We start from the raw sequence: 23,199 nt of genomic DNA on the forward strand, positions 1-23,199 counted from the left end.
CATTGTCAAATTCGAAAAGGGCTTTCCGGGATCAACCGATGGAGATGTTCCAAGGTTCGACGACCTGCCAGTCCAGGTTCTTGTCGAGGCCTTTGACCTCCTTGGTGGCCCAGCGCGACATCGCCTGAGAATACCACGGAATGAAGGCCCAATCGTCGCGGAAGGCCTTCTGCGCTTGCTGGGCGAGAGCAATACGCTGCGGATCGTCCGCAGCCTTGGTCGCCGCTTCGGCAAGGGCGCTGTCGACCTTGTCGTTCTTGTATCCGCCGAGCTTGTTCTGCGCATTCGACGAGGTCGAGGCTATGCAGCCCGTGAGATAGGAGACGGCATCGGGAACGCGGGTGCCGACGTCGTCGCGGAAGATCTGGACCGAATTCTGGTCCGGGCCGGCATAGGCGTCCTGCTGCGGCTTCATGTCAACCGCTGTAATGCCGAGGTTCTGGCGCCACTGCTCGGCAATGAACTGGGCTGCCGCTTCAATCGCCGGCGCCGAAATGCCGACGAACATGATCTTCGGCAGCCGCTCCGGACCGCCGTAGCTCGATTCCGCGAGCAGCTTTTTGGCACCTTCCGGGTCATAGGGAAAAGGTTCAAAACCAGAATTCTCAGCGCCAGGAACCGAGTTGAGGATCTGGTCGGCCTTCTTGTGCGGCCCATCGGGATAAGAAGCCTTGAACAGGCCGTCACGATCGACCGCCATGATCAGCGCCTGGCGGACCTTTGGATCGTCCATCGGAGCGCGGGAGATATTGAACCAGAAATGCTGGCTGGTCGGGATCAGCGGGCCGGCCGAGAATTCCGGGCCGAGATCCTGAATAATGGTAGAGGTGACGAGCTCGGTATGCGCGTTGAATTCGCCGGAGTTGATTAGCGAGGTCGCGGTGACGTTGTCCTCGATCGAGGTGATCTCGATGCGCGCGAGCTTCGGCTTCGGCCCGAAGAAATTCTCATTCGGTTCGAAAGTGAGCTTGCCTGCGTCGATATCGAGGCTCGTCAGCTTGAAAGGCCCGGAGAAGGCCGGTTTACTGTCGGGCTTGTACCAATCAATGATCTCCTCGCCGTCGCTGCCGCGTGATTGCGACCCCTTGGTGATCGGCGCGATGTGGTTTGCCAGCCGCATGAAGAAGATCGGATCGGCGGCGGTAAGCGTTACGACGACCGTTCCTTCGTCGGGTGTCGCCACACCGGTTAGCTCTTTGCCGGAGCCGGCGGCGATCTCGGCATAACCCTTGACCTTGCTCAGCACCTGGTCGGCGCGCTGGCTCTTGGTGTTCGGCATCGAGGCGACTTCCCACGATCCCTTGACGTCGGCCGAGGTGATCTTGCTGCCGTCGGAGAACACGGCCTTGGGATCAATCTTGAAGGTCCAGACGGTGTTGTCGGGGGATTCCCAGCTGGTGAAGACATAGGGCTTGAGATTGCCCTGGCTGTCGAAATACATCGGCGACGCCCACCAGATCGAGTTCCAGCGGAAGGTCCTGCCGCCACCGCGCAGCGGCGACCAGTCCTGGTCGAAAGCCGGATGCGCGACTTTCAGCACCTGGCCTTCGTCCGCCAGCACGATGCGGGCATTCATCCCGAAGACGGTAAGGCCGACGCCGGCGGCAAGGCCGAGTTTCAATGCATCGCGACGTGATAGATTGGTTTTGTCAGATTGATCAAAAGACATGCATTCCTCCCACGATTAATACGGCAGCACTCTCCCTGCACCCTCCCAGGCGCAGCATAATCCCTGCCATATCGTTCCCTCGTTATTGTAAATATGTCAACAAAAAAACGCGATTTCAATCCGACGAAAATTATCTAATAGAAATAACTCTGTGATTACAGTTAGATGGGATTCAGTCTCCTTAGTCATCCATTTTGTCTTCTTGACAAAAGCACCGCGATGGAAAAGTTCTTTGCACTCATCGCTACAGGCAAATGACAATTGCATGCGTTGCCGGACGGTTCGACGGCAAGGCGCGCCGAAGGGAGGGCGGGATGAGCCATCACAAGATTACGGGCGTTTTTAGCGCGGCCGCAACGCCGCTGACCCCAGACAATGCGCCGGATCTCGGCCTTTTCACCGACCATTGCCGACGGCTGCTGGCCGAGGGCTGTCATGGCATAGCCCTGCTCGGCACGACGGGTGAGGCGAACTCCTTTTCCGGAGGCGAGCGGCGCGCCATTCTGGAAGCGGCGCTGGAGGCAGGCATTCCCGCTGACAAGCTGCTGCCGGGGACGGGCGTCGTCGCCATTCCGGAGACTGTCGAGCTGACCCGGCATGCCCTGTCGCTCGGCGTCACCAAAGTCGTGATGCTGCCGCCCTTCTACTATAAGGGCGTTTCCGACGACGGCCTCTTTGCCGCCTATTCGCAGGTGCTGGAGAAAGTCGCCGACACGCGGCTGCAGGTCATCCTCTACCATATACCGCAGGTCTCGGGTGTGCCGCTCTCCATTCCGCTGATTGGGCGGCTGATTGCCGCCTTTCCGGAAAACATCGTTGGTATCAAGGAATCGGCCGGCGATTTCAATAACATGCAGGCCATTATCGCCGCCTACCCCGGCTTTTCCGTCCTGGCTGGCGCCGATCCACTGCTGCTGCCGCTCTTGAAAGCCGGCGGTGCGGGCTGCATCACGGCGACCTCCAATCTCGTGGCGGATTCGCTGCGCACCGTCTACGACCGTGTCCACGACGAGAGGCGCGCTGGCGAAGTCGAGGCGGCGCAGGCGCGCATCAACGCCTACCGCACACTGTCCAACTCCTATGTCCAGATCCCGACCATCAAGGCAATGATCGGGCTGAAGACAGGCAATCCCGCCTGGAAGCGCACCCGCGCACCGCTGATGCCGCTCAGCGAAGCGGACTATGCCGCACTCACCGAGAGCTACGCCAAGCTGCCCTGAGGAGACCCGCCATGCGCTCTACCGGACTGTCCCCCGAAGCCGTTCCCGCCCTGATGACCGGGGCCATCACCCCTCACCCCACTGTCGAGGCTCGCGCGGATGCCTATCTGCCCTCGCCCTGCATCCAGAACCACGCGGCAAATCTCGCTTTTCTGCCCGACGGCACACTGACCTGCGTCTGGTTCGGCGGCACGATGGAGGGCATGGGCGATATCTCCATTTACATGTCGCGGCTGACACCGGGCGCCGATCGCTGGTCCGAGCCGGAGAAGATGAGCGACGATCCGGAGAAATCCGAGCAAAACCCGTTGATTTTCAATGCTCCTGACGGAAAGACATGGCTGCTTTATACCTCGCAGACCTCGGGCAATCAGGACGGCTCCGTTGTCAAATGCCGGGTCTCCGATGATGGCGGCCGAACGTTCGGCTCGGTCCGGATCCTCTGCGACAGCCCCGGCACCTTCGTTCGCCAGCCGATCGTCGTGAACGACAGAGGCGAATGGCTGCTTCCGATCTTCCGCTGCGTTGGCCTCGACGGCAGGCGCTGGAGCGGCGACGCCGATACGGCAGCGGTGCTGATTTCGCGCGATGGCGGCGCGACCTGGCAAATGAACGACGTTCCCGACAGCGTCGGAGCCGTGCACATGAATATCCTCCCGCTCGGCGGTGACGAGATGATCGCCTTCTACCGCAACCGTTTCGCCGAGACCGTTCTTTCCAGCCGATCGAATGACGGCGGCAGGACATGGAGCGCTCCCGAGCCCACGGCACTGCCGAACAACAATTCCTCAATCCAGGCAACGGTCCTGCATGATGGAGCGATTGCAATGGTTTACAATCATTCGAATGCAGCCATGTCGGATGCACGGCGCCAGTCTCTCTATGATGAAATCGAGGGCGACGAGGCTGGAGAAACCGCTACTATTCCTGCTCCCGATATCGGCCGCAAGGCGGTCTGGGGTGTCCCGCGTGCGCCGCTGAGCCTTGCGATATCGAGGAATGGCGGCAAGAGCTTTCCGCATCGCACGGATCTTGATACCGGCGACGGCTTCTGCCTCAGCAACAATTCCAAGGATTCGCTGAACCGCGAATTCTCCTATCCCTCTGTCGTCCAAGGCGGCGACGGCACACTCCATATCGCCTACACATACTATCGGCGCGCCATCAAATATGTGCGCCTCGCCCCGCAATCCGCGCCGTAAGCGAAGCGGCGGCTGGGCAATTGTAAATCTGCGTCTGAAAAGGGAGAAGGACGCGAGCTTCAACGGCCTCGGCTGGCCGAACGACGTGAGCTTGATAACAAGTTCGGCTGGCTCCTCGAACATACGGCGGGCAGGCTCGGCCTGTACGGACGATCGGAATTCAGCGACGAAGATCCGATATCTCACTGATTTATCCGACGTTTATGCGTATTCTTCCCGCATGAGAGCTTCAACGTTCCGATATCAGGCGACAAAATTCTCAGCTCTCGGGAATGCCGACTTGACATTGACATTACAACTTTACATTAAAGAGGGCGACACTGTTGCCGCAAGATCCGCAGGGAGGACTGGTTCATGGCCAGCTTGGGTTCGCCAATCACGATAGTTCGGCCGCATTTGATCGAGTTCGGTATAGGCACGGCGGGGAAGCTCGGCAGATGGGCTGCCGAAAAAGGCTACAGGCGCACGCTAGTAATCTCGGATGCGTTCAACGCTTCGCGAATCGACGTGCTGGAACTGAAGGGCGAGGTCACGGTGTTTTCCGAGGTGACGCCCGAGCCGGACACGGCCAATCTCGACAACGTATTGGCAGTGGCCAACGCCGTCGATGCCGAGTTGATCGTCGGCTTCGGCGGCGGCAGCGCCATGGATCTCGCGAAGCTCGCCGCCGTTCTTGCCGGCTCGGCGCAGACGCTGCACGAGGTTGTCGGTCCGAACAAGGTCAACGGCCCACGCAAAGTGGGGCTCGCCCAGGTGCCGACAACGTCCGGCACCGGCAGCGAGGCCGGCATCCGCGCGCTCGTCACCGATCCCAACACAATGGCGAAGCTTGCCGTTGAAAGTTTGCATATGCTGGCCGACATCGCCGTCGTCGATCCGGCGCTGACCTTCAGCGTGCCGGCGCGCACCACCGCCGCAACCGGCGTCGACGCCATGGCACATTGCGTCGAGGCCTTCACCAACCGCAAAGCTCATCCGATGGTCGATATCTATGCAATCGAGGGAACGCGGCTCGTCGGCAGATATCTCGCCCGTGCCGTCAAGGACGGCAGCGACGCGGAGGCGCGCGCCGGTCTCGCACTTGCCTCACTTTACGGCGGCTTCTGTCTCGGCCCGGTCAACACCGCCGGCGGCCATGCCCTCGCCTACCCTCTCGGCACGCGCTGGCACGTGGCGCATGGTGCCGCGAATGCTCTGATCTTCCCGCATGTTCTCGCCTTCAACACGCCCGCGGCCGCGGAGAAGACGAAAGCGGTGATGGCGGCGCTCGGCTATGAAACCGCGGAAAATATCGCCTCCGTCTTCGATGCGGCTTACGCTTTCTGCGCCGAACTCGGCATCGAAATGAAGCTCTCCGGTCTAGGCGTGCCGGAAAGCGATCTCGATGCGATGGCCGAGGACGCCTTTGCCATTCGCCGGCTGCTCGACAACAATCCGCGCGATCTCACCCGCGCCGACATTCGCTCGATTTACGCGGCCGCCTTTTAAAGCATGATCCCGAAAAGTCTGGGCGGTTTTCGGACGACATCATGCTTCGGACCTAAGCAACGGTTTCAGAAGGAACTCGATTGATGGACAGGAATGCGAAAGTCGCCGTGACACTCGGTGACCCCGCCGGCGTCGGCCCCGAAGTGATCGTAAAGGCCTTGGCGGCTCTTCCAAGTGAAGAGCGCCGCGATTTCGTCATCGTCGGCAATGTGGAGGCGCTGGAGCGGGCCGATCGCGTTACCGGCTCGGGCCTGAAATTCGGCCCCGCCGAGGCCGCCGGCGGCGATAGGATCGCCGTCGACGAAGTGCCGCTCGGCGCCGCCCTGCCCGAAATCGGCAAGGTCAGCCCGGTCGCCGGCGATGCCTCGGTGCGCTACATCACCCGCGCCGTCGATCTCGCCATGTCGGGACAAGCCGATGTCATCGTCACCGCGCCGATCAATAAGGAAGCGATGAACCTCGCCGGCCATCACCATGACGGCCATACCGGGCTTCTCGCGCATCTCACAGGCTCGAAGAGCTCCTTCATGCTGCTTGCTTCCGAGCGGCTGAATACCATCCACGTCTCCACTCATGTCTCGTTGAAAGGCGCAATCGAACGCGCCAAGACAGAGCGTGTGCTGGCGACCATCGAAGCCGGCCACAGGCATTTCCTGCGCCTGGGCAAGAAGGCGCGCATTGCGGTCGCCGGTCTCAATCCGCATTGCGGCGAAAACGGCCTGTTCGGAACCGAGGACATGGAATTCCTGGCGCCGGCCGTCGAGCAGGCGCAGGCCAGGGGCATCGACGTTGTCGGCCCGATCTCCGCCGACACGGTGTTTGCCCGCGCCTATAACGGCGCCTTTGATCTGGTCATTGCCCAATATCACGATCAGGGCCATATCCCGATCAAGCTGGTTGCCTTCGAGACGGCCGTCAACGTCTCGCTCGGCCTGCCGATCGACCGTGTCTCGGTCGATCACGGCACCGCCTTCGATATCGCCGGTACGGGGAAAGCCAACCACGTCAACATGCTGTCGGCCATCGCCTATGCGAGGCTGATGGCCCGCTCGCCGCGTCAGAAGACCTGATTGCAACATCAGGGAGGAGGGCAGCGCCATTGCTCGCGGGAAACGTTTCCTGCTGCCGCGTCACATGCCGAACAGACGGCGATCCCAGAACACTGGCTCGTGGAGGCTCGCCGTGATCGAGGAGAATTCCGGATGCGCCGGATTGATCAGCACGTTGCGGTCAACACGGGCAACGACGCTCGGCACCAGCAGAATGGCGCTGCGCTTCTTCTGGCACCAGCCTTCACCGAAGTCCTTGCTGACCGTTGCCGGCATGCTGTCCCAGCCCGGCAGCGCGGGTTCGGAGAAAACCTCGTAGCTGACCCCGCGCGGTATGGTGATGGTGACATAATGCTGGTTGGGCGGCAGCCGCCCGCTGCCATGCACGAGCTTTTCGAGAAGCGCCGTCGAATAGTGTTCGCTCGTATAGATGATCGGGCTGCCTGGCGTATTCCACCGCCCCGGCGCGATGGTCGAGCCGGTGGCGTCGAAGATCGGGTAGGTTCCGTCAGGATCTCCGATGCGGACAGATGTCAGCGTGCGATCCAGGCGTTGTGCGCTCACGCAGCACTGCCATATTTCAGGCTTCCGAGGATATCGAGAACGAGTTCGCCGCCGATTTCGCTCTGGATAACGACGTCGATCGGCCGCCTATCCTCCAGCATTGCATGGGGGCGGAACAGGAAATCTCGGGCCTCGATCTCGCTCTGCCAGACATCGAGCGCCAGCCCCCAGACGCGTGCGAGGCGAGCGAGCTTTATGCCCTCGTCGGAGGAAAGCCGATGCTTGGACTTGCGCCGCTCATAGGTGGCCTTCGGCACCAGTCGGTACTTGAACTGCGCATCGCTCGGGGCGAGAAGCAGCGCCATCCGGTCAAGCGCCTTGACCGGCAATCCCTCCTCGATGCTGGACAGCAGCCCGAAGGCCGAACGCGAAGCCGGCTCCCTGGCTGGCAAGCCGAGAACATCGGCAACGACTGCAAATCCGGTCATGACAATGGCTCCAATTCACTTGAGGTTATATTTAGTCTCAAATGAGCCAATGTTCAAGAGCCTGTCTTGATGGCAGCAGGTTGCTGCATGCGCGTCATACCGCTATCTTGCAGAAAGGCACGAACAGCAAAGGAGGTTGCCTATGTCATCGCGGGACGCCTGATCCAGCACTATCAAGACTTCTGCCTTTCCAAGGGCATTGATTTCACACGCATTGAATCCGTACGGCCGCATGACGATACAACGCTCTTCTGCAGCGCTGGAATGCAGCAGTACAAATCTCTCTTCTCCGATCCTTCCTACCGTGGAACCGTCGCAAACAGCCAGGCTTGCCTGCGCATGGGCGACCTCGATGAGATCGGCGACGGAACTCATCTTCTCCACTTCACCATGCTCGGCCTTTTCTCCTTCAGAGAAATGACAGTTGGCGATGCTATCGACTTCTGGCTTGCGTTTCTGGGAACGCTGGGTCTGGCGCCGGATCACGTGACGATCCATCCAGACCGTCTGACCGAATGGACGCCGCTCTATAACGGGCGGGTGCCCATCGTTCCAGATCCGGAATGCATCTGGAGCGATGGCAGCATTACCGGATACTGCACCGAATTCTACAAGGATGGCGTCGAGATCGGAAACATCGTCAACCCCCTTGAAAGCTGCATAGACGTCGGCTTCGGCGCGGAACGTCTCGACATGATCGTCAACGGCACGCCGCAAAGCGATGCGCTTGAGACATTGCGCGAGACGGTCATGACGATCGTGGAGAGCGGTTATCGGCCGGGCAACAAGGAGCAGGGGTATGTTCTGCGCAAATTGCTCCGCCGCATCCATAAGATGGGCGGCATGCTCGACCATCCCTTTTTCAAGGGCGAGGTCGAACGCCAGAAGCGGCTCCGCGCTAAATATCTGCGCCTTCGTGACCGCTATTCCGTCATGAATGCGGATTGGTGGTTTGACACCCATGGCATTGATCTTGCCGACATTCAGGAGACGACGGACAAATAACAAAGATAAGGCCGCCTGACAGATGATGACAGGCGGCCTTGCCAGGTGCCGAAGGCCTTCTGATGCCGCGTCAGACAGTCCAAACCCGATCCGGCGCTATCCCGCCGCTGTGTCCGAAATCATCCGCGACACGGCGTTCTTCCAACCGATGATCTTGGCCTGCCGCTCGCCCTCCTCCATCGAGGGATTGAAGCGGCGGTCGCAGGCCCAGGCCCGCGCGAACTCCCGCCTGTCCGGCCAGATGCCGGCTTTCGAGCCGGCGAGCCAGGCGGCGCCCAGAGCCGTCGTTTCGCGGATCGCCGAACGGTCGACGGGATTTCCCGTGATGTCGGCCAGGCACTGCATCGTCCAGTCGGACGCCGCCATGCCGCCATCGACGCGCAGCACGGTTTCCAACTGGTTGGCGCCCCAATCTTTCTTCATCGCCACCAGCAGGTCGAGCGTCTGATAGGCGACGGATTCAAGCACCGCGCGGGCAAATTCCGCCGGGCCGCTGTTGCGCGTCAGGCCGAAGATCGCGCCGCGCGCGGCCGGATCCCAATAGGGCGCGCCGAGGCCGGTGAAGGCCGGAACGATATAGACCTGCTGTCCGGGATCTGCTTTGGTGGCCAGAACCCCAGCCTCGGAAGCCTGGCTGATGATGCCGAGGCCGTCGCGCAACCATTGCACGGCCGCACCCGCAATGAAAATCGAGCCTTCGAGCGCATAGGTCGTCTCGCCGTCTAGCCGGCAGGCAATGGTCGTCAGCATCCGGTTGGAGGAGGAAACGCGGTCCCGGCCGGTGTTGAGCAGAGCGAAACAGCCGGTGCCATAGGTGGATTTCATCATGCCGGGGTCAAAGCAGGCATTGCCCACGGCCGCCGCCTGCTGGTCGCCGGCGACGCCGAGGATCGGCAGCGCGACCCCGAACAGAGCTTCGTCGACCCGGCCGAAATCATCGGCGCATTCCTTGACCTCGGGAAGCATGGCTGAGGGAATGCCGAGAATGCCGAGAAGCTCCTCGTCCCAGGCGCCGTCATCGATGTTGTAGAGCAGCGTTCGCGAGGCATTGGTCGCATCGGTGGCATGCACACGGCCGCCGGTCAGCTTGTAGATCAGCCAGCTGTCGATCGTGCCGAAGCAGACCTCGCCTGCCTCCGCCTTCTCCCGCAGGCCATCGACATTGTCGAGCAGCCAGCGCAGCTTCGTTCCGGAGAAATAGGGGTCGAGCAGCAGACCGGTCTTGGCGCTGAACAGCTTCTCATATCCGTCAGCCTTCAGGCTCTCGCACATTTCGGCGGTGCGCCTGTCCTGCCAGACGATCGCGCGGTGAAGCGGCGTGCCGGACCTGCGATCCCAGACGACCGCCGTCTCGCGCTGATTGGTGATGCCGATCGCCGCGATCACGGCGGCGTCGATGCCGGCATCGGCGATCGCCTTGCGCACCGTGTCGATGACGGACTGCCAGATTTCGGCGGCGTCATGCTCCACCCATCCGGGCTGCGGATAATATTGGGTGATCTCCGCCTGCGCCGAGCCGACCATTTTCATGTCGCCATCGAAGATGATGGCGCGTGAAGACGTCGTGCCCTGGTCGATCGAAAGAATATAGCCGCTCATACATCCATCTCCAGCTCGCACGAAACCACTCAGCCCGCCGCTCAGCGGCAGGACGCCAGGTTTGATGAGAGAAAGATTGTGAGGTGCCACCGGCTTGAAGCCGGTGGCAGGAAGTGATGGCCGGAGACCTGGTCGCCTCCGGCCACGGTCCGCCTTACTTCTTCTGCCAGCTCTTGACGAGCTCGTCGTAGTTGACGGTCTGCGGCTTTTCCTTCTCGTTCTCGATCTTCAGCTGCGGTGCAAGGTTGCCCTTCTTCACCGCATCCGCGTTCCAATAAGCGAGATCATGCTCTTCGGCGAGTTTCGGGCCGATATCGCCCTGGACCTTTGCGCGTTCCAGGCGCTGCAGCACCTTTTCCTGTTCGGAGCAAAGCGAGTCCATCGCTTCCTGTGCCGTCTTGGCGCCGGAGGAGGCGTCACCAATCGCCTGCCACCACAGCTGCGCGAGCTTCGGATAGTCAGGAACGTTCGTACCGGTCGGCGACCACTGCAAGCGGGCCGGCGAACGGTAGAATTCGATCAGGCCGCCGAGCTTCGGCGCGCGATCGGTGAAGGACTTATGATCCAGCGTCGACTGGCGGATGAAGGTGAGGCCCATATGGCTCTTCTTCACGTCGACAGTCTTGGAAGTGACGAACTGCGCATAGAGCCAGGCGGCCTTGGCGCGATCGACAGGCGTGGACTTCATCAGCGTCCAGGAGCCGGCATCCTGATAGCCGAGCTTCATGCCGTCCTTCCAATAGACGCCATGCGGGCTCGGGGCAAAACGCCATTTCGGTGTGCCGTCGGCATTGACGACCGGCAGGCCTTCCTTGACGAAGTCGGCCGTGAAGGCCGTGTAGGTGAACATCTGCTGGGCAATTTCACCTTGCGACGGGACCGGTCCGGATTCGGAGAAGGTCATGCCCTGAGCGGCGGCCGGTGCATAGGCCTTCATCCAGTCCAGATACTTCTGGATCGAATAGACCGCTGCCGGGCCATTGGTATCGCCGCCTCGCGCGACGCACGAACCGACCGGACGGGAGTTCTCGTCGACCTTGATACCCCATTCGTCGACCGGCTTGCCGTTCGGAATGCCCTTGTCGCCGTTGCCGGCCATCGACAGCCAGGCATCGGTGAAGCGCCAGCCTAGCGATGGGTCCTTCTTGCCATAGTCCATGTGGCCGTAGACCTTCTTGCCGTCGATCTCGCGGCCGGTGAAGAACTCGGCGATATCCTCATAGGCCGACCAGTTGACCGGCACGCCGAGATCGTAGCCGTACTTCGCCTTGAAGTCCGCCTTGTTCTTCTCGTCGTTGAACCAGTCGTAACGGAACCAATAGAGGTTCGCGAACTGCTGGTCCGGCAACTGGTAGAGCTTGCCATCAGGCGCTGTCGTGAACGACTTGCCGATGAAGTCGTCAACGTCGAGGCCGGGATTGGTGACATCCTTGCCTTCATTGGCCATCCAGTCGGTCAGCGAGCGGGCCTGCTGGTAGCGCCAATGGGTGCCGATCAGATCCGAGTCGTTGATATAGGCGTCATAGATGTTTTCGCCCGACTGCATCTGCGTCTGCAGCTTTTCGACAACATCGCCTTCGCCGATCAGATCGTGGGTGACCTTGATGCCGGTGATCGCGGTAAAGGCCGGAGCCAGCACCTTCGATTCATAATCATGCGTGGTGATCGTTTCGGAAACGACTTTGATGTCCATGCCGGCGAAGGGCTTCGCGGCATCGACGAACCACTGCATTTCCTTTTCCTGGTCGGCGCGGGAAAGCGTCGAGAGGTCGCCGACTTCCTTGTCGAGGAACGTCTTGGCCTCGTCCATACCGGCATAGGCCGATGCTGTCATCGCCAGCAGCAAGCCTGCTGTCGTCGTCAATAAGTGCCGTCGCATAATATCCTCCCAGGGTTTGCGATTGCAGTTACGTCTCAGGCGGCCAGTACCCCCGGCCATCTGTCTTCTCCTTGCCGTTACACGTAGCGGAACACGCCGATGGCATAGACTACGGAAATGGCAAGAGCCCACCACAGGTTGGGCCCAGCGAGCCCAAGCCATGCAAGATGAATGAACGCTGCGCCAAGCAGTGAAATGAAGAGCCGGTCGCCGCGCGTCGTCTCAAAACGCAGCACGCCCGTGCGCGGCGTGCCGCCCGGCGAAAAATATTCCCAGACGCTCATGGCGATGAGCAGCGTAAGGATCGTCAGGAAGAAGAGCGCCGTCGGCAGCGTCCAGGCCATCCAGGTAAAATTCATGGCCGTCTCCTCCTCAGACGCGGCCCAGGGCAAAGCCCTTGGCGATATAGTTGCGAACGAAATAGATGACGAGCGCGCCGGGGATGATGGTGAGCACGCCGGCTGCCGCCAGTACGCCCCAGTCCATGCCGGCCGCCGAAACCGTGCGCGTCATGATCGCCGAGATCGGCTTTGCCGCGGTCGTCGTCAGCGTGCGGGCCAGCAGCAGTTCGACCCACGAGAACATGAAGCAGAAGAAAGCGGCGACACCGATCCCGCTTGCAATGAGCGGCATGAAGATCTTCACGAAGAAGCGCGGGAAGGAGTAGCCGTCAATATAGGCGGTTTCGTCGATCTCCTTCGGCACGCCAGACATGAAGCCTTCGAGGATCCAGACCGCCAGCGGCACGTTGAACAGGCAGTGGGCAAGCGCCACGGCGATATGGGTATCGATCAGGCCGAAGGCGGAATAGAGTTGGAAGAAGGGCAGCGCAAAAACCGCCGGTGGCGCCATCCGGTTGGTGAGCAGCCAGAAGAACAGGTGCTTGTCGCCGAGGAAGCGGTAGCGCGAAAAAGCGTAGGCCGCCGGCAGCGCCGCAAGCACTGATATAACAGTGTTCATCACCACGTAAATGATCGAGTTGATGTAACCGTTATACCAGGACGGATCGGTGAAGATGACGGCGTAGTTCCGGAGCGTCGGGTTTTGCGGCCACAGCGAGAAGGCGCCGGTGATCTCGGCATTCTCCTTGAAGCTCATGTTGATCAGCCAGTAGATCGGCAGGAGCAGAAAGAGGATGTAGAGCGTCGTAACCACCCAGGAGAGGTTTCCGGCGGGCTTGTATTTCCTTGTCGAACCCATGGATCTCTCCTTTCTCAGGCGTTGGCGTCGCTGCTGGTCATGACAGTGTAGAAGATCCATGACAGCAACAGGATGATCAGGAAGTAGATGATCGACATCGCCGCGGCGGGGCCGAGATCGAATTGCCCGACGGCCATCTTCACGAGATCGATCGACAGGAAGGTCGTCGAGTTGCCGGGACCGCCGCCGGTGACGACGAAGGGCTCGGTATAGATCATGAAACTGTCCATGAAGCGTAGGAGAACGGCGATCAGCAGCACCCGCTTCATCTTCGGAAGCTGGATGTAACGGAATACGGACCAGCGCGAGGCGCCGTCGATCTTGGCGGCCTGATAATAGGCGTCCGGGATCGAGACGAGGCCGGCATAGCAGAGCAGCACGACGAGGCTCGTCCAGTGCCAGACATCCATGACGATGACCGTGACCCAGGCGTCGACCGGATCGCGGACGTAGTTGTAATCGAGGCCGAGCCCCTCGAGCGTATGGCCGAGCAGGCCGATATCGACACGGCCGAAGACCTGCCAGATGGTGCCGACGACATTCCACGGGATAAGCAGTGGCAGCGCCATCAGAACGAGGCAGACCGGAACGCCGATGCCCTTCTTCGGCATGTTGAGAGCAATGAAGATGCCGAGCGGAATCTCCAGCGCCAGGATGATGAAGGAGAAGAGCAGGTTGCGCTCGAGCGCTTCCCAGAAGCGGTCGGAATGCAGCGTCTGAACGAACCAGTCGGTGCCTGCCCAGAAGAACTCGTTATTCCCGAACGTATCCTGAACCGAATAGTTGACAACAGTCATCAGCGGGATGACGGCCGAAAAGGCGACGAGCAGCAGCACCGGCAGGACCAGAAACCAAGCTTTGTTGTTCCACGTCTTCTGCATGGCTCAGGCCTCCCTGCCGACGCGCCAGCTGTCGGCGTAAATGCTGATGGCGGACGGATCGAAGGTGACGCGGGCATCTGCGGGGATGTCGGCATCCTCATGCACGACGATCGCAATTGGCTGGCCGGCGAAGCGGGCGCGGACGATCTTCTGCCGGCCGATATCCTCGACCTTGGTGATGTTGACCGGCATGCCTTCCCGCCCGAGGCGGATGAATTCGGGGCGGATGCCGAGCTCGGTCTTGGAACTGCCAGCGGTCTTCGGCGCGTAATCCAGCGTCAAAACCTCGTCTCCGACCTTGACGGCGCTGCCTTCGACCCTGGCGGGCATGACGTTCATACCGGGCGAACCGATGAAATAGCCGACGAAGGTGTGGCTCGGCCGCTCGAAAAGCTCGGCCGGCGTGCCGATCTGAACGATCTGGCCGTCATACATGACGACGACCTTCTCGGCGAAAGTCAGCGCCTCGGTCTGGTCGTGGGTGACGTAGACCATGGTGAAGCCGAACTGCTTGTGAAGCCGCTTCAGTTGCGAGCGCAGCACCCATTTCATATGCGGGTCGATGACGGTCAGCGGCTCGTCGAACAGGATGGCGTTGACGTCGTTGCGCACCAGGCCGCGGCCGAGAGAGATCTTCTGCTTCTGGTCGGCCGTCAGCCCTTGCGCCTTGCGCTTGGCCCAGCCGGCAAGGTCGATCATCTCGAGAATGTCGCGGACGCGGCGGTCGACATCGGCCTCCGCCACGCCGCGGTTGCGCAGCGGAAAGGCGAGATTATCATAAACGGTCATGGTGTCGTAGATGACCGGAAACTGGAAGACCTGGGCGATGTTGCGGCTCTGCGTCGACAGGTTCGTCACATCCTTGCCGTCGAAGAGGATGCGACCGTGCGAGGGCTGCAGCAGACCCGAGATGATGTTCAGCAGCGTGGTCTTGCCGCAACCGGAGGGGCCGAGCAGCGCATAGGCGCCGCCGTCGTTCCACTCGTGGTCGACTTCCTTCAGCGAATAATCCTTCTCCGTCTGCGGATTAGCTCCGTAGGCGTGGCGGATATGGTCGAGCGTAATGCGTGCCATTGTGCTCTCCTATACCTTTCCGGCTTCAGCGGTAGCGCGGCCAATCGTGGCAATGGCGCCGCCATCGGCGCCGAAGGCCAAGAGGTGGCGCGTGTCGAGAAAGGCCTCTATCTCCATGTCCGGGTCGATGTCGTGAATGCCATGTGCGAGCATCACCCAGCGCACGCCGTCATAGTCCAGGTGAACAAAGCTCTCCGAGCCGGTGATCTCGGAAACCAGCGTGCGCGCCTGCAGGCGGGCAGCCTCACCGGTCTGCGGTTTGAAGCCGAGGTGATGCGGGTGAAATGCGACAGTCACCGGCCCGTCCGGCACGGCAGCCAGATGCGGGGGAACCGGAAGTGCCGCTCCGCCCGGACGCGTAAAGACGTTGTCCGATTTGGTCACGTCGAGGATATTCAGCGGCGGATCGGCAAAAATGCCGGCTGTGGTGAGATCGGCGGGGCGGCGGTAAACATCGATCGTCGGCCCGAACTGGGTTACCCGGCCTTCGTTCAGTGTAGCCGTGTTGCCGCCGAGCAGGAGCGCCTCTGACGGTTCGGTCGTCGCATAGACGAAGATCGCGCCGGATTGGGCAAAGATCTTCGGCAGTTCCTCACGCAGTTCCTCGCGCAGCTTGTAATCGAGGTTGGCAAGCGGCTCGTCCATCAGAACGAGGCTGGCATTCTTAACGAGCGCACGCGCCAGCGCGGTGCGCTGCTGCTGACCGCCGGACAGGTTGAGCGGCGTGCGATCGAGATAGGGCGTCAGCTTCAAAAGTTCGGCCGCTTTGCGCACTTCGCGGTCGATGGTAGCGGCATCCTTGCCCGAGATGCGCATCGGCGAAGCAATGTTCTCGTATACCGTCAGTGCGGGATAATTGATGAACTGCTGGTAGACCATGGCGACATTGCGCTTCTGCACCGGCATGCTGGTGACATCGGCGCCGTCGAAATGGACGGAGCCGGCGGTCGGACGATCAAGCCCGGCCATCAGCCGCATCAGCGACGTCTTGCCCGACAGCGTCGGCCCGAGCAGGACATTCAACGTGCCCCGCTCAAGGACCAGATCGGTCGGATAGATATGATAGTCCGCGCCCACCATCTTGGCGGCGTTTCGCAGTTCCAGCATTCCGATTCCCCTGCCTCCACGCAGCGGGGACCACATGCCGCCTATCCGGCCATCGCCGGTATGGCAGCCATGTACTCCTCCAGTGACTGGGCCTGCTCCTTCGATAGGCGCAGACCATCCTTTGTTCTCCTCCACAGCACGTCTTCGGCGTGCCGGGCCCATTCATGCTCGACGAGATATTTGACCTCGGCCTCGTAGAGATCGCCGCCGAACAGCCGTCCGAGGTCGTTATGGCCGCGGGCAGCGCCGAGCAATGTCACAGCCCGGGTGCCGTAGCGGCGCACCAGCCGGCGGGCGTGTGCATCGGCAAGGAACGGATAGCGCCGCTTCAGACCGGCGACCTCCGCTTCGTAGCCACGGACCGGGAAGTCGCCGCCGGGCAGATGGCTTTTGGCTGTCCAAGGAGCACCCTTGACACCGATCGCGGCGCCGATCTTCTCCAGCGCATGTTCGGAAAGCCGGCGATAGGTGGTGAGCTTGCCGCCGAAGACGTTGAGCAGCGGCGCGGCCCCGGCTTCGTCCTCCAGCTTCAGCACATAATCGCGCGTCGCTTCCTGCGCCTTTGAGGCGCCGTCGTCAAAAAGCGGCCTGACTGCCGAGTAGGTCCAGACGATGTCCTCCGGCCTGACCGGTTCCTTGAAATATTCCGACGCGGCATTGCAGAGATAGACCGTCTCCTCCTCGGAGATCCGGACATCTTTGGGATCGGCGGTGTAGTCGCGGTCGGTGGTGCCGATCAGGGTGAAATCGCCCTCATAGGGGATGGCGAAGATGATGCGGTTGTCGGGGTTCTGGAAGAAATAGGCACGAGGGTCGTCGAACTTCTTCCTGACGACGATATGGCTACCCTGAACGAGACGAACGTGGTGGGCCTCGTTCTGGCCGAAGGCGGAACGAATGACATGATCGACCCAGGGACCGGCGGCATTGATCAGCATGCGGGCCTGATGGCTGTCATTGCGGCCAGTGACCGTATCGGTCGTTTCAATGTGCCAGAGTCCATTCTCGCGTCGCGCCGACACTACTTTGGTGCGCGGCATGATCGTCGCCCCTTTGTCGGCAGCGTCGCGGGCGTTCAACACGACCATGCGGGCATCATCGACCCAGCCGTCGGAATATTCGAACGCCCTGGTGAACAGCGCCTTCAGCGGCTTGCCGGCCGGGTCCTTGCGCATGTCGAGCACTGAAGTCGCAGGCAGCAGCTTGCGGCCGCCGAGATGGTCGTAGAGGAAAAGGCCGAGCCGGATCAGCCAGGCCGGGCGAATGCCGCCCTTGTGATACGGCAGTACGAAGCGCAGCGGCCAGATGATGTGCGGCGCCATCGCCCAGAGGATCTCGCGCTCCATCAGCGATTCACGCACCAGGCGGAATTCATAATGCTCGAGATAACGCAGGCCGCCATGAATCAGCTTGGTGGCGCCGGACGAGGTGCCGGAGGCGAAATCGTTCATCTCCGCCAGCGCGACGGAATAGCCGCGCCCGACGGCGTCGCGCGCAATGCCACAGCCGTTGATGCCGCCGCCGATGACGAATATGTCGTGTATCTCCCGGCCCAATTGCCCCCTCCGAGCCCGCTGCCAATTTCGCATCGCACAAACTCTGCGCGATTGCGAAAGTGAGAACAGTTAAAACGAAAGGAATGCGAATGTCAAACGAATGTTTGCTCCATTCGCATGACTAACGCGATCTGGTGCTCGTTTCGATCAGCTTCACATTGTTTTCGAGGCAGAGATTACGAATCGACGCTACCGGACAGTGGTCGGTGATGAAGGTATGGACCTGGGAAAGCTGGCCGATCCGGACCGGCGCGGTGCGTTCGAACTTCGTCGAATCGGCAACGAGGATGACATGCCGGGCATTGGCAATAATCGCCTGGGCGACCTTCACTTCGCGAAAATCATAATCGAGAAGCGCCCCGTCGATATCGATCGCTGATGCGCCGATGACGGCATAATCGACCTTGAACTGGCGGATGAAATCGACCGCCGCTTCGCCGACGATGCCGCCGTCAGAGCCGCGTACGACGCCGCCGGCGATCACCACCTCGATTGCCGGAAAGAGACGCAACCTGTTCGCAACGTTGATGTTATTGGTGATCACCATCAGCTCATGATGATTGGCGAGCGCCTCGCCCACCGCTTCCGTCGTCGTTCCGATGTTGATGAAGAGCGAGGCTCCGCTCGGGATCAGCTCGACTGCCGCCATACCGATTGCCTGCTTCTCGGAAGCGGCAATCTGCCGCCGCGCCTCGTATTTGACGTTCTCCGTTCCGCTTGGAAACGTGGCGCCGCCATGGATGCGTGTCAGCACCTGGGCATCGCAGAGATCGTTCAGATCCTTGCGGATCGTTTGCGGCGTCACCGAAAAGCGGGAGGCAAGCTCCTCGACCAGAACCCTGCCGCTCGATTTCGCAATCGCCACGATTTCAGTTTGTCGGTCGGTCAAGAACATCGGTGCCCCTTTCGCTCTGCTTTCGTTTTTAAATAAAGCGAACGGCGGCGCAATGCCTATTTGTCAGCGAGACTTCGTCACCTTGATGTGGCGGCGGTCCGATGCACCTATCTTTTCCGCATCACATTGACGACGAGCACGCCGAGGATCGCCATCACGCCGCCGGCAGCACCGAGTGCCGTCGGCGTCTCGCCCAGCCAGACGAACCCGATCAGCGTTGCGACCGGCGGGACGCCGTAGAGAAAATTCGAGGCGCGAGCGGCCGTCAGCCGCTTCAATGCGATGGCCCAAGTGAGATAGCCGATCGCAGTCGGGAAGATGACGAGATAGGCAACGCCCCAATTGACCTCTGCCGGCGCCGCGGCCAGCGCGCGGATCGTTGACGGAACGGCCGGAAACAGCGGCACGGAGCCGATCAACAGGATCCAGGCGGTGACGGCAAGCGCCGGCAGGCGGGCGAGCAGCGGCTTCTGCAGCACGCTGGCGATCGCCGAGCAGAGCGCTGCGCCGAGGATCAGCACGGCGTTCGGATCGAGCTTGAAGCCGCCGTCGGAGGAAAGCGCAATCAGCGCCACGCCGCCGAAGGAAACCGCGGTGCCAACCCACCCCCAGCGGCCGAAGCGCTCGCTAAGCACGAATGTGGCAATCAGGGCTGTGAAGACGGGCATGGTATTGATGATGAAGCTCGCCGGCCCCGCCGCCACAGTCTGCTCGCCGGTGTTCAGGAGAACCGCATAGGCAGCGATGAAGAGGACGGCAGCCACCGAGAGGCGGAGGAAATCACGCTTTTCCGGCATCGGCCGGTAGGTGGCGAGATAGAAAAGGGCGAGGACGCCTGCCGCCACATAACGCGCCGTTGCCAGTTCGATCGGCGTCAGCGGCCCGAGACAGATACGGATCACCACGAAGGAAGAGGCCCAGAAGAGAATGGTGACGACAATCGCAGCAAAGGCGATCAGATCGAAGGCGCTTTGCTGTTTTGCCGAAACTGGTGCGCTTGCCGCCATGCCCATGTTCACCTCCATATGTGCTTGCGACAATGAATAAGGCTTTCGATGCATGCTTGAAAAGCACCGCAATCGATGATCAAATGTGAGCATGGTTCACAGCTCGCCAGTGCTCCCCCCGCTCGATACGCTCGAGACCTTTGCCCGCGCCGCTCGGCTCGGATCGTTTTCGGCCGCGGCCGAGGAAAGCGGAATCACCCATGGCGCCGTATCGCGGCAGGTCTCGCGGCTCGAGCGCTGGATGGGTGTGCGGCTCTTCGCGCGTGAAGCTCGCGGTGTGCGCCTCACCCCGGAGGGAATGCGCTTCTTCGTCCGTGCCGAGGAAGCCCTTTCCCTGCTCGGTAACACCGGCGAGCGCTGGCTGCCACGGCCGAACAAGGCGGTAGTGCGCCTTTCAGTTACTCCGTCCGTCGCCTCTCTATGGTTGTTTCCGCGCCTGGCAAAGCTCGAAGGAAATGAGCTGCACGTCGAATTGACGCTCGAACACCGCCTGGCGGACTTCGGCGAAGGCACGGACCTTGCCATCCGCTGCGGCAAGGGACCATGGGCCGGTGTGCGCGCCCTGCCGCTCTGGCAGGAGAAATCTTTTCCGATCGCCTCACCGGCAATGGCAGCACAACTCGGGCAACGCTCGGATGCTCTTTCGCTGCTCGATCTGCCGATCCTTCACGACTCCAATATCGAAGGCTGGCGCCGCTGGCTAGCGCGTGAGGGTGTCGACTATACGCCGCGCGGCCAGGACCGACGCTTCGAGGATTACAATCTGGTGGTCGACGCCTGCGCGCAAGGGCTCGGCATTGCGCTTGCACGGCCGCCGCTGTCGGATGCCGCGCTAGCCGCCGGGCGCGTCGTCGCAGTGTCACAGCGTACCCTCGATTCCCATGTCGCTTTTCACCTGATCCGGCCGGACGATGCATTGAGAAGTCCTGCCATCGAATTCGCGAGCCGCTTCCTACGCGAAGCCGGCCATGACGAGGCGGCGATCAACGCCTTTATCGCACCCGGCAAGCCGAAAGCGTAAACAGAAAACGCGCCGCCGCGCACATTCCTCAGCCGCCTGTAGGTGCTTCGGCTACGCGGCTCACTCCATAGGAAACTTCAGCCGCATTTCCTTCGCCAGTTCGAAGCCAGCATTCCGATAGACCGGCTCCCCCACATCCGAGGCATGAATGACGGCAGTCGTGCAGCCGATGGATTTCAGATAATCGACGGCCTTATTCGTCAGCGCCAAAGCGATGCCGCGCCGACGGAAGGCTTCGGCGACATAGACGGACCAGATGTAACCGTGCAACCGCTGTTCCGGCCGAATGACTTCCGGAAACGGCGATTGGTGCAGCTGGCAAGATACGGAACCAGCGATTTCGTCGTCCACAATGGCCAGGAACGAGGCAAGGCGCCGCTCCTCGCGACCGCTTCTCAAGAACGACAATATCCGCGCCACCGCATCCGGCCTGTAATGTTCGGGCGGCGTGCCATAGCTGTCCCAGATTTTCAGATAGTGCCCGACCAGGATCTCATCCTCGTCGGGCGTAGCAACTCGGATATCCATCGTTTCGTCGCCAGCAAGCCCAATCCAATAATCGCGTGACGCCCCCGCTGCGTCGCGGCAGGGGGCGACAAAACCCGTCAATCCGCCGGGGTCAGTGTCATCGACGCGCTGCCGGCCGCAACATTCAGGCCCAGCTGGCCGGTCAGGCTAACCGTCTGCAGATGGATTGAACCGGAGGTGCCACCGACCAGGAGGTTGGCGCCGACGCCGGCACCAACCGTCGCCTCTGCGCTGGCACCGACATAAAGTCCGGCGAGCGACCCGCGATGATAACCAGCCGTTGGCGCAAACACCGCCCAGATCAGACGACTGCGCGTGGTGAAGCCGAGATCGACGCCAAGCTTTCGAATTTCGCCGGTGTAGTGATCGAAAAGCTCATTGCCGACAATTGACTGAAAGACACAATCGGCTTCCTTGGACGAACCGAGCACATATCCCGTGCCGCCGCCGATATCGCAAGTGAGATAACCGATCTTCACGCCATTGCGCAGGTCCGGCTCTTCATAGGTTCTGGTGACGGGGTCGGCGGCATTGGCCGCCCCCGCGCCGACAAACGTCAACGATACCGCGGCAAACGCCGTCGCAAGAGTTTTTGTCATAAGTCTCTCCTTCTCAAATCGTGACGGGAACACCCGGCTGGCGGCACCGGATATCGCAGGGGACCGCGGAGCAATCCCGGACGGCGCCGTTTTCGCATCGCGTGTCAAAGCGCGTGGGAGGGCGCAAGCGACCGCCCCACGGTTCAGCCCCATTGGGACATTTCGAAGGCATATGCGACTTGCATGCGGCCTTTCACGATCTTGTTAGGGATGGTTGCACAAAAAGCACATTCGCTCGAGGCGAGTTTCCGCCGGCCGGTGAGGGCCGTCAACAAAAGCAAAACCCGGTGATAGATATCACCGGGCTTTATACTTGATCAATCTTCACTATACTCTGCGCATGAAGCGCATGACAAGCGAGACGACGAACAACACCAGGAAAATGAAGAACAGAACCTGGGCAATGGAAGCTGAAGCCCCTGCGATGCCGCCAAATCCGAGGACACCGGCAATCAAGGCCACAACGAGAAACACCAGAGCGTAGTAAAGCATCGCAATCTCCTTTTACGTTGCTGCGGAGATAACGGCGACCGCCCGTTTTGGTTCCCTCACCCTCATGGCTGGCAGATGGAACGTCGCATCGGCGTCGTTCAGCCGAAATGAAAGACGCCGCTGTACATCCGGTCGCCTTCAGTCGGTTCGGGAGGTTCGGCCGCATCGAGATACGTCTTGAGCGGCCCGGTCAGCACGAACCAGACACTTGCCCCCAGCATGAAACAGGCGCCCACCGGATCATCGATGCGGGCGATGAAGGGAAGGCAGGCGGATGAAAACAGCACGATGATCCGCACCGACCATTCCGCCTCCCGTTTGGCGACGGCCCGCGCCCTCGAGGACTTGTATTCCCGGGCGCCATAAGCGCTTCCGCCTGCCTTGACCGCCGAAAGCAATTTTTTGGCTGAAGGCAGGGCCAGCATGATCAGCGCGGCGATGCTGAGCGCGAAAGGCTTGCCTGTCATAACCTGTCCGCTGGCAATCAGGAGAAAGGATAGCACGACGAGATTCCAGGTCGGCTCCAGCAGCTCCGGCGACTGCCGCGTACGGATGTGCCACTGCCGCAGCAAGCCTGCCGCGCCGTTCAATAACGGCTGATCGATATGACGATTGATCCAGTCCATGCTGATGTGCCCGCCCCGATTGTTTTAAGAAGGCTCGAACACCACGGAAATTGGTCATCATCGTGGCAGAGAGCCGGCAATATCGGCCGGCGCTATTCTTCGCTCACATG

At 61.0% G+C, this 23,199-nt stretch carries 22 protein-coding genes and 1 pseudogene; 6 read left to right on the top strand and 17 right to left on the bottom strand.

The features are described 5' to 3' along the window. Nucleotides 1–31: 31 nt before the first annotated feature. The gene (locus ACQ7C1_RS05170) at nucleotides 32–1,669 is read right to left on the bottom strand and encodes an ABC transporter substrate-binding protein (RefSeq protein ID WP_430957565.1); all 1,638 of its coding nucleotides are present in this window, start codon (nucleotides 1,667–1,669) and stop codon (nucleotides 32–34) included. 314 nt (nucleotides 1,670–1,983) lie between these two features. Between ACQ7C1_RS05170 and ACQ7C1_RS05175 the strand changes: the two genes are divergently transcribed. The 4 genes from ACQ7C1_RS05175 to pdxA all read left to right on the top strand — a co-directional run bounded on the left by ACQ7C1_RS05175 (nucleotide 1,984) and on the right by pdxA (nucleotide 6,649). Beyond that, nucleotides 1,984–2,889 (top strand): dihydrodipicolinate synthase family protein, encoded by a 906-nt coding sequence (locus ACQ7C1_RS05175; protein ID WP_430957566.1) that lies wholly within the window; start codon nucleotides 1,984–1,986, stop codon nucleotides 2,887–2,889. A gap of 11 nt (nucleotides 2,890–2,900) precedes the next feature. Further along, a complete protein-coding gene (locus ACQ7C1_RS05180) occupies nucleotides 2,901–4,091 on the top strand; it encodes a sialidase family protein (RefSeq protein ID WP_430957567.1) in 1,191 nt (396 codons plus the stop codon). 354 nt (nucleotides 4,092–4,445) lie between these two features. Next, entirely contained in the window at nucleotides 4,446–5,579 is a 1,134-nt protein-coding gene (locus ACQ7C1_RS05185; protein WP_430957568.1) for an iron-containing alcohol dehydrogenase, read from the top strand. Nucleotides 5,580–5,662: 83 nt separating this feature from the next. Next, nucleotides 5,663–6,649 (top strand): 4-hydroxythreonine-4-phosphate dehydrogenase PdxA, encoded by a 987-nt coding sequence (pdxA, locus tag ACQ7C1_RS05190; RefSeq protein ID WP_430957569.1) that lies wholly within the window; start codon nucleotides 5,663–5,665, stop codon nucleotides 6,647–6,649. A 60-nt stretch (nucleotides 6,650–6,709) separates the two neighbouring features. Here pdxA and ACQ7C1_RS05195 read toward each other — a convergent pair whose 3' ends face one another. Beyond that, complete coding sequence (locus ACQ7C1_RS05195; RefSeq protein WP_430957570.1) at nucleotides 6,710–7,192, bottom strand: RES family NAD+ phosphorylase; 483 nt, start codon at nucleotides 7,190–7,192, stop codon at nucleotides 6,710–6,712. Beyond that, a complete protein-coding gene (locus ACQ7C1_RS05200; RefSeq protein ID WP_064696724.1) occupies nucleotides 7,189–7,620 on the bottom strand; it encodes an antitoxin Xre-like helix-turn-helix domain-containing protein in 432 nt (143 codons plus the stop codon). The genes ACQ7C1_RS05195 and ACQ7C1_RS05200 overlap by 4 nt, the downstream gene beginning before the upstream one ends. Before the next feature lie 87 nt (nucleotides 7,621–7,707). Between ACQ7C1_RS05200 and ACQ7C1_RS05205 the strand changes: the two genes are divergently transcribed. Next, nucleotides 7,708–8,625, top strand: a complete 918-nt coding sequence (locus tag ACQ7C1_RS05205; RefSeq protein ID WP_430957571.1) for an alanine--tRNA ligase-related protein — start codon at nucleotides 7,708–7,710, stop codon at nucleotides 8,623–8,625. Between the two features lie 96 nt (nucleotides 8,626–8,721). Here the strand turns inward: ACQ7C1_RS05205 and glpK are convergent, their stop codons facing one another. The 10 genes from glpK to ACQ7C1_RS05255 form a co-directional block, all read right to left on the bottom strand. Beyond that, the gene (gene glpK, locus ACQ7C1_RS05210; RefSeq protein ID WP_430957572.1) at nucleotides 8,722–10,224 is read right to left on the bottom strand and encodes a glycerol kinase GlpK; all 1,503 of its coding nucleotides are present in this window, start codon (nucleotides 10,222–10,224) and stop codon (nucleotides 8,722–8,724) included. Nucleotides 10,225–10,378: 154 nt separating this feature from the next. Next, the gene (locus ACQ7C1_RS05215; RefSeq protein ID WP_183704147.1) at nucleotides 10,379–12,103 is read right to left on the bottom strand and encodes an ABC transporter substrate-binding protein; all 1,725 of its coding nucleotides are present in this window, start codon (nucleotides 12,101–12,103) and stop codon (nucleotides 10,379–10,381) included. A gap of 77 nt (nucleotides 12,104–12,180) precedes the next feature. Further along, nucleotides 12,181–12,462: a DUF2160 domain-containing protein gene (locus ACQ7C1_RS05220; RefSeq protein ID WP_097599743.1), complete on the bottom strand. Its 282-nt coding sequence runs from the start codon at nucleotides 12,460–12,462 to the stop codon at nucleotides 12,181–12,183. A gap of 13 nt (nucleotides 12,463–12,475) precedes the next feature. Beyond that, a complete protein-coding gene (locus ACQ7C1_RS05225) occupies nucleotides 12,476–13,303 on the bottom strand; it encodes a carbohydrate ABC transporter permease (RefSeq protein WP_085781430.1) in 828 nt (275 codons plus the stop codon). 14 nt (nucleotides 13,304–13,317) lie between these two features. Then, nucleotides 13,318–14,184, bottom strand: a complete 867-nt coding sequence (locus ACQ7C1_RS05230) for a carbohydrate ABC transporter permease (RefSeq protein ID WP_085781429.1) — start codon at nucleotides 14,182–14,184, stop codon at nucleotides 13,318–13,320. 3 nt (nucleotides 14,185–14,187) lie between these two features. After that, nucleotides 14,188–15,258 carry an ABC transporter ATP-binding protein gene (locus tag ACQ7C1_RS05235; RefSeq protein ID WP_097599745.1) on the bottom strand — a complete coding sequence of 357 codons (1,071 nt, stop codon included), beginning with the start codon at nucleotides 15,256–15,258 and terminating at the stop codon, nucleotides 14,188–14,190. 9 nt (nucleotides 15,259–15,267) lie between these two features. Beyond that, the gene (locus ACQ7C1_RS05240; RefSeq protein ID WP_430957573.1) at nucleotides 15,268–16,365 is read right to left on the bottom strand and encodes an ABC transporter ATP-binding protein; all 1,098 of its coding nucleotides are present in this window, start codon (nucleotides 16,363–16,365) and stop codon (nucleotides 15,268–15,270) included. A gap of 41 nt (nucleotides 16,366–16,406) precedes the next feature. Then, nucleotides 16,407–17,921, bottom strand: coding sequence for a glycerol-3-phosphate dehydrogenase (glpD, locus tag ACQ7C1_RS05245; protein ID WP_430957574.1), 1,515 nt, complete (start codon nucleotides 17,919–17,921; stop codon nucleotides 16,407–16,409). A gap of 121 nt (nucleotides 17,922–18,042) precedes the next feature. After that, a complete protein-coding gene (locus ACQ7C1_RS05250) occupies nucleotides 18,043–18,816 on the bottom strand; it encodes a DeoR/GlpR family DNA-binding transcription regulator (RefSeq protein ID WP_430957575.1) in 774 nt (257 codons plus the stop codon). A gap of 107 nt (nucleotides 18,817–18,923) precedes the next feature. Continuing rightward, nucleotides 18,924–19,841, bottom strand: coding sequence for a DMT family transporter (locus ACQ7C1_RS05255; RefSeq protein ID WP_430957576.1), 918 nt, complete (start codon nucleotides 19,839–19,841; stop codon nucleotides 18,924–18,926). A 73-nt stretch (nucleotides 19,842–19,914) separates the two neighbouring features. Here ACQ7C1_RS05255 and ACQ7C1_RS05260 point away from each other — a divergent pair, with 73 nt between their 5' ends. Then, complete coding sequence (locus ACQ7C1_RS05260; protein WP_221157413.1) at nucleotides 19,915–20,844, top strand: LysR substrate-binding domain-containing protein; 930 nt, start codon at nucleotides 19,915–19,917, stop codon at nucleotides 20,842–20,844. A gap of 60 nt (nucleotides 20,845–20,904) precedes the next feature. Here the strand turns inward: ACQ7C1_RS05260 and ACQ7C1_RS05265 are convergent, their stop codons facing one another. The 4 genes and pseudogenes from ACQ7C1_RS05265 to ACQ7C1_RS05280 all read right to left on the bottom strand — a co-directional run bounded on the left by ACQ7C1_RS05265 (nucleotide 20,905) and on the right by ACQ7C1_RS05280 (nucleotide 23,150). After that, the gene (locus ACQ7C1_RS05265) at nucleotides 20,905–21,372 is read right to left on the bottom strand and encodes a GNAT family N-acetyltransferase (protein ID WP_085781422.1); all 468 of its coding nucleotides are present in this window, start codon (nucleotides 21,370–21,372) and stop codon (nucleotides 20,905–20,907) included. Nucleotides 21,373–21,449: 77 nt separating this feature from the next. Continuing rightward, on the bottom strand, nucleotides 21,450–21,971 hold the full coding sequence (locus tag ACQ7C1_RS05270) for a DUF992 domain-containing protein (RefSeq protein WP_183704130.1): 522 nt from the start codon (nucleotides 21,969–21,971) through the stop codon (nucleotides 21,450–21,452). A 327-nt stretch (nucleotides 21,972–22,298) separates the two neighbouring features. Further along, nucleotides 22,299–22,463, bottom strand: coding sequence for a DUF1328 domain-containing protein (locus ACQ7C1_RS05275; protein WP_003571841.1), 165 nt, complete (start codon nucleotides 22,461–22,463; stop codon nucleotides 22,299–22,301). Nucleotides 22,464–22,561: 98 nt separating this feature from the next. Then, a pseudogene (locus ACQ7C1_RS05280) lies at nucleotides 22,562–23,150 on the bottom strand (hypothetical protein). Between the last annotated feature and the right edge of the window lie 49 nt (nucleotides 23,151–23,199).

This window comes from Rhizobium sp. Nf11,1 (assembly GCF_050587665.1).
In the GTDB taxonomy this organism is placed as follows: Bacteria; Pseudomonadota; Alphaproteobacteria; order Rhizobiales; family Rhizobiaceae; genus Rhizobium.

Bases quoted from the DNA above. Each gene is read 5' to 3' on its own strand.
- ACQ7C1_RS05170 (WP_430957565.1), bottom strand. From the start codon at position 1,669: ATGTCTTTTGATCAATCTGACAAAACCAATCTATCACGTCGCGATGCA.
- ACQ7C1_RS05175 (WP_430957566.1), top strand. From the start codon at position 1,984: ATGAGCCATCACAAGATTACGGGCGTTTTTAGCGCGGCCGCAACGCCG.
- ACQ7C1_RS05180 (WP_430957567.1), top strand. From the start codon at position 2,901: ATGCGCTCTACCGGACTGTCCCCCGAAGCCGTTCCCGCCCTGATGACC.
- ACQ7C1_RS05185 (WP_430957568.1), top strand. From the start codon at position 4,446: ATGGCCAGCTTGGGTTCGCCAATCACGATAGTTCGGCCGCATTTGATC.
- pdxA (WP_430957569.1), top strand. From the start codon at position 5,663: ATGGACAGGAATGCGAAAGTCGCCGTGACACTCGGTGACCCCGCCGGC.
- ACQ7C1_RS05200 (WP_064696724.1), bottom strand. From the start codon at position 7,620: ATGACCGGATTTGCAGTCGTTGCCGATGTTCTCGGCTTGCCAGCCAGG.
- ACQ7C1_RS05205 (WP_430957571.1), top strand. From the start codon at position 7,708: ATGCGCGTCATACCGCTATCTTGCAGAAAGGCACGAACAGCAAAGGAG.
- glpK (WP_430957572.1), bottom strand. From the start codon at position 10,224: ATGAGCGGCTATATTCTTTCGATCGACCAGGGCACGACGTCTTCACGC.
- ACQ7C1_RS05215 (WP_183704147.1), bottom strand. From the start codon at position 12,103: ATGCGACGGCACTTATTGACGACGACAGCAGGCTTGCTGCTGGCGATG.
- ACQ7C1_RS05220 (WP_097599743.1), bottom strand. From the start codon at position 12,462: ATGAATTTTACCTGGATGGCCTGGACGCTGCCGACGGCGCTCTTCTTC.
- ACQ7C1_RS05225 (WP_085781430.1), bottom strand. From the start codon at position 13,303: ATGGGTTCGACAAGGAAATACAAGCCCGCCGGAAACCTCTCCTGGGTG.
- ACQ7C1_RS05230 (WP_085781429.1), bottom strand. From the start codon at position 14,184: ATGCAGAAGACGTGGAACAACAAAGCTTGGTTTCTGGTCCTGCCGGTG.
- ACQ7C1_RS05235 (WP_097599745.1), bottom strand. From the start codon at position 15,258: ATGGCACGCATTACGCTCGACCATATCCGCCACGCCTACGGAGCTAAT.
- ACQ7C1_RS05240 (WP_430957573.1), bottom strand. From the start codon at position 16,365: ATGCTGGAACTGCGAAACGCCGCCAAGATGGTGGGCGCGGACTATCAT.
- ACQ7C1_RS05250 (WP_430957575.1), bottom strand. From the start codon at position 18,816: ATGTTCTTGACCGACCGACAAACTGAAATCGTGGCGATTGCGAAATCG.
- ACQ7C1_RS05255 (WP_430957576.1), bottom strand. From the start codon at position 19,841: ATGGAGGTGAACATGGGCATGGCGGCAAGCGCACCAGTTTCGGCAAAA.
- ACQ7C1_RS05260 (WP_221157413.1), top strand. From the start codon at position 19,915: ATGGTTCACAGCTCGCCAGTGCTCCCCCCGCTCGATACGCTCGAGACC.
- ACQ7C1_RS05265 (WP_085781422.1), bottom strand. From the start codon at position 21,372: ATGGATATCCGAGTTGCTACGCCCGACGAGGATGAGATCCTGGTCGGG.
- ACQ7C1_RS05270 (WP_183704130.1), bottom strand. From the start codon at position 21,971: ATGACAAAAACTCTTGCGACGGCGTTTGCCGCGGTATCGTTGACGTTT.
- ACQ7C1_RS05275 (WP_003571841.1), bottom strand. From the start codon at position 22,463: ATGCTTTACTACGCTCTGGTGTTTCTCGTTGTGGCCTTGATTGCCGGT.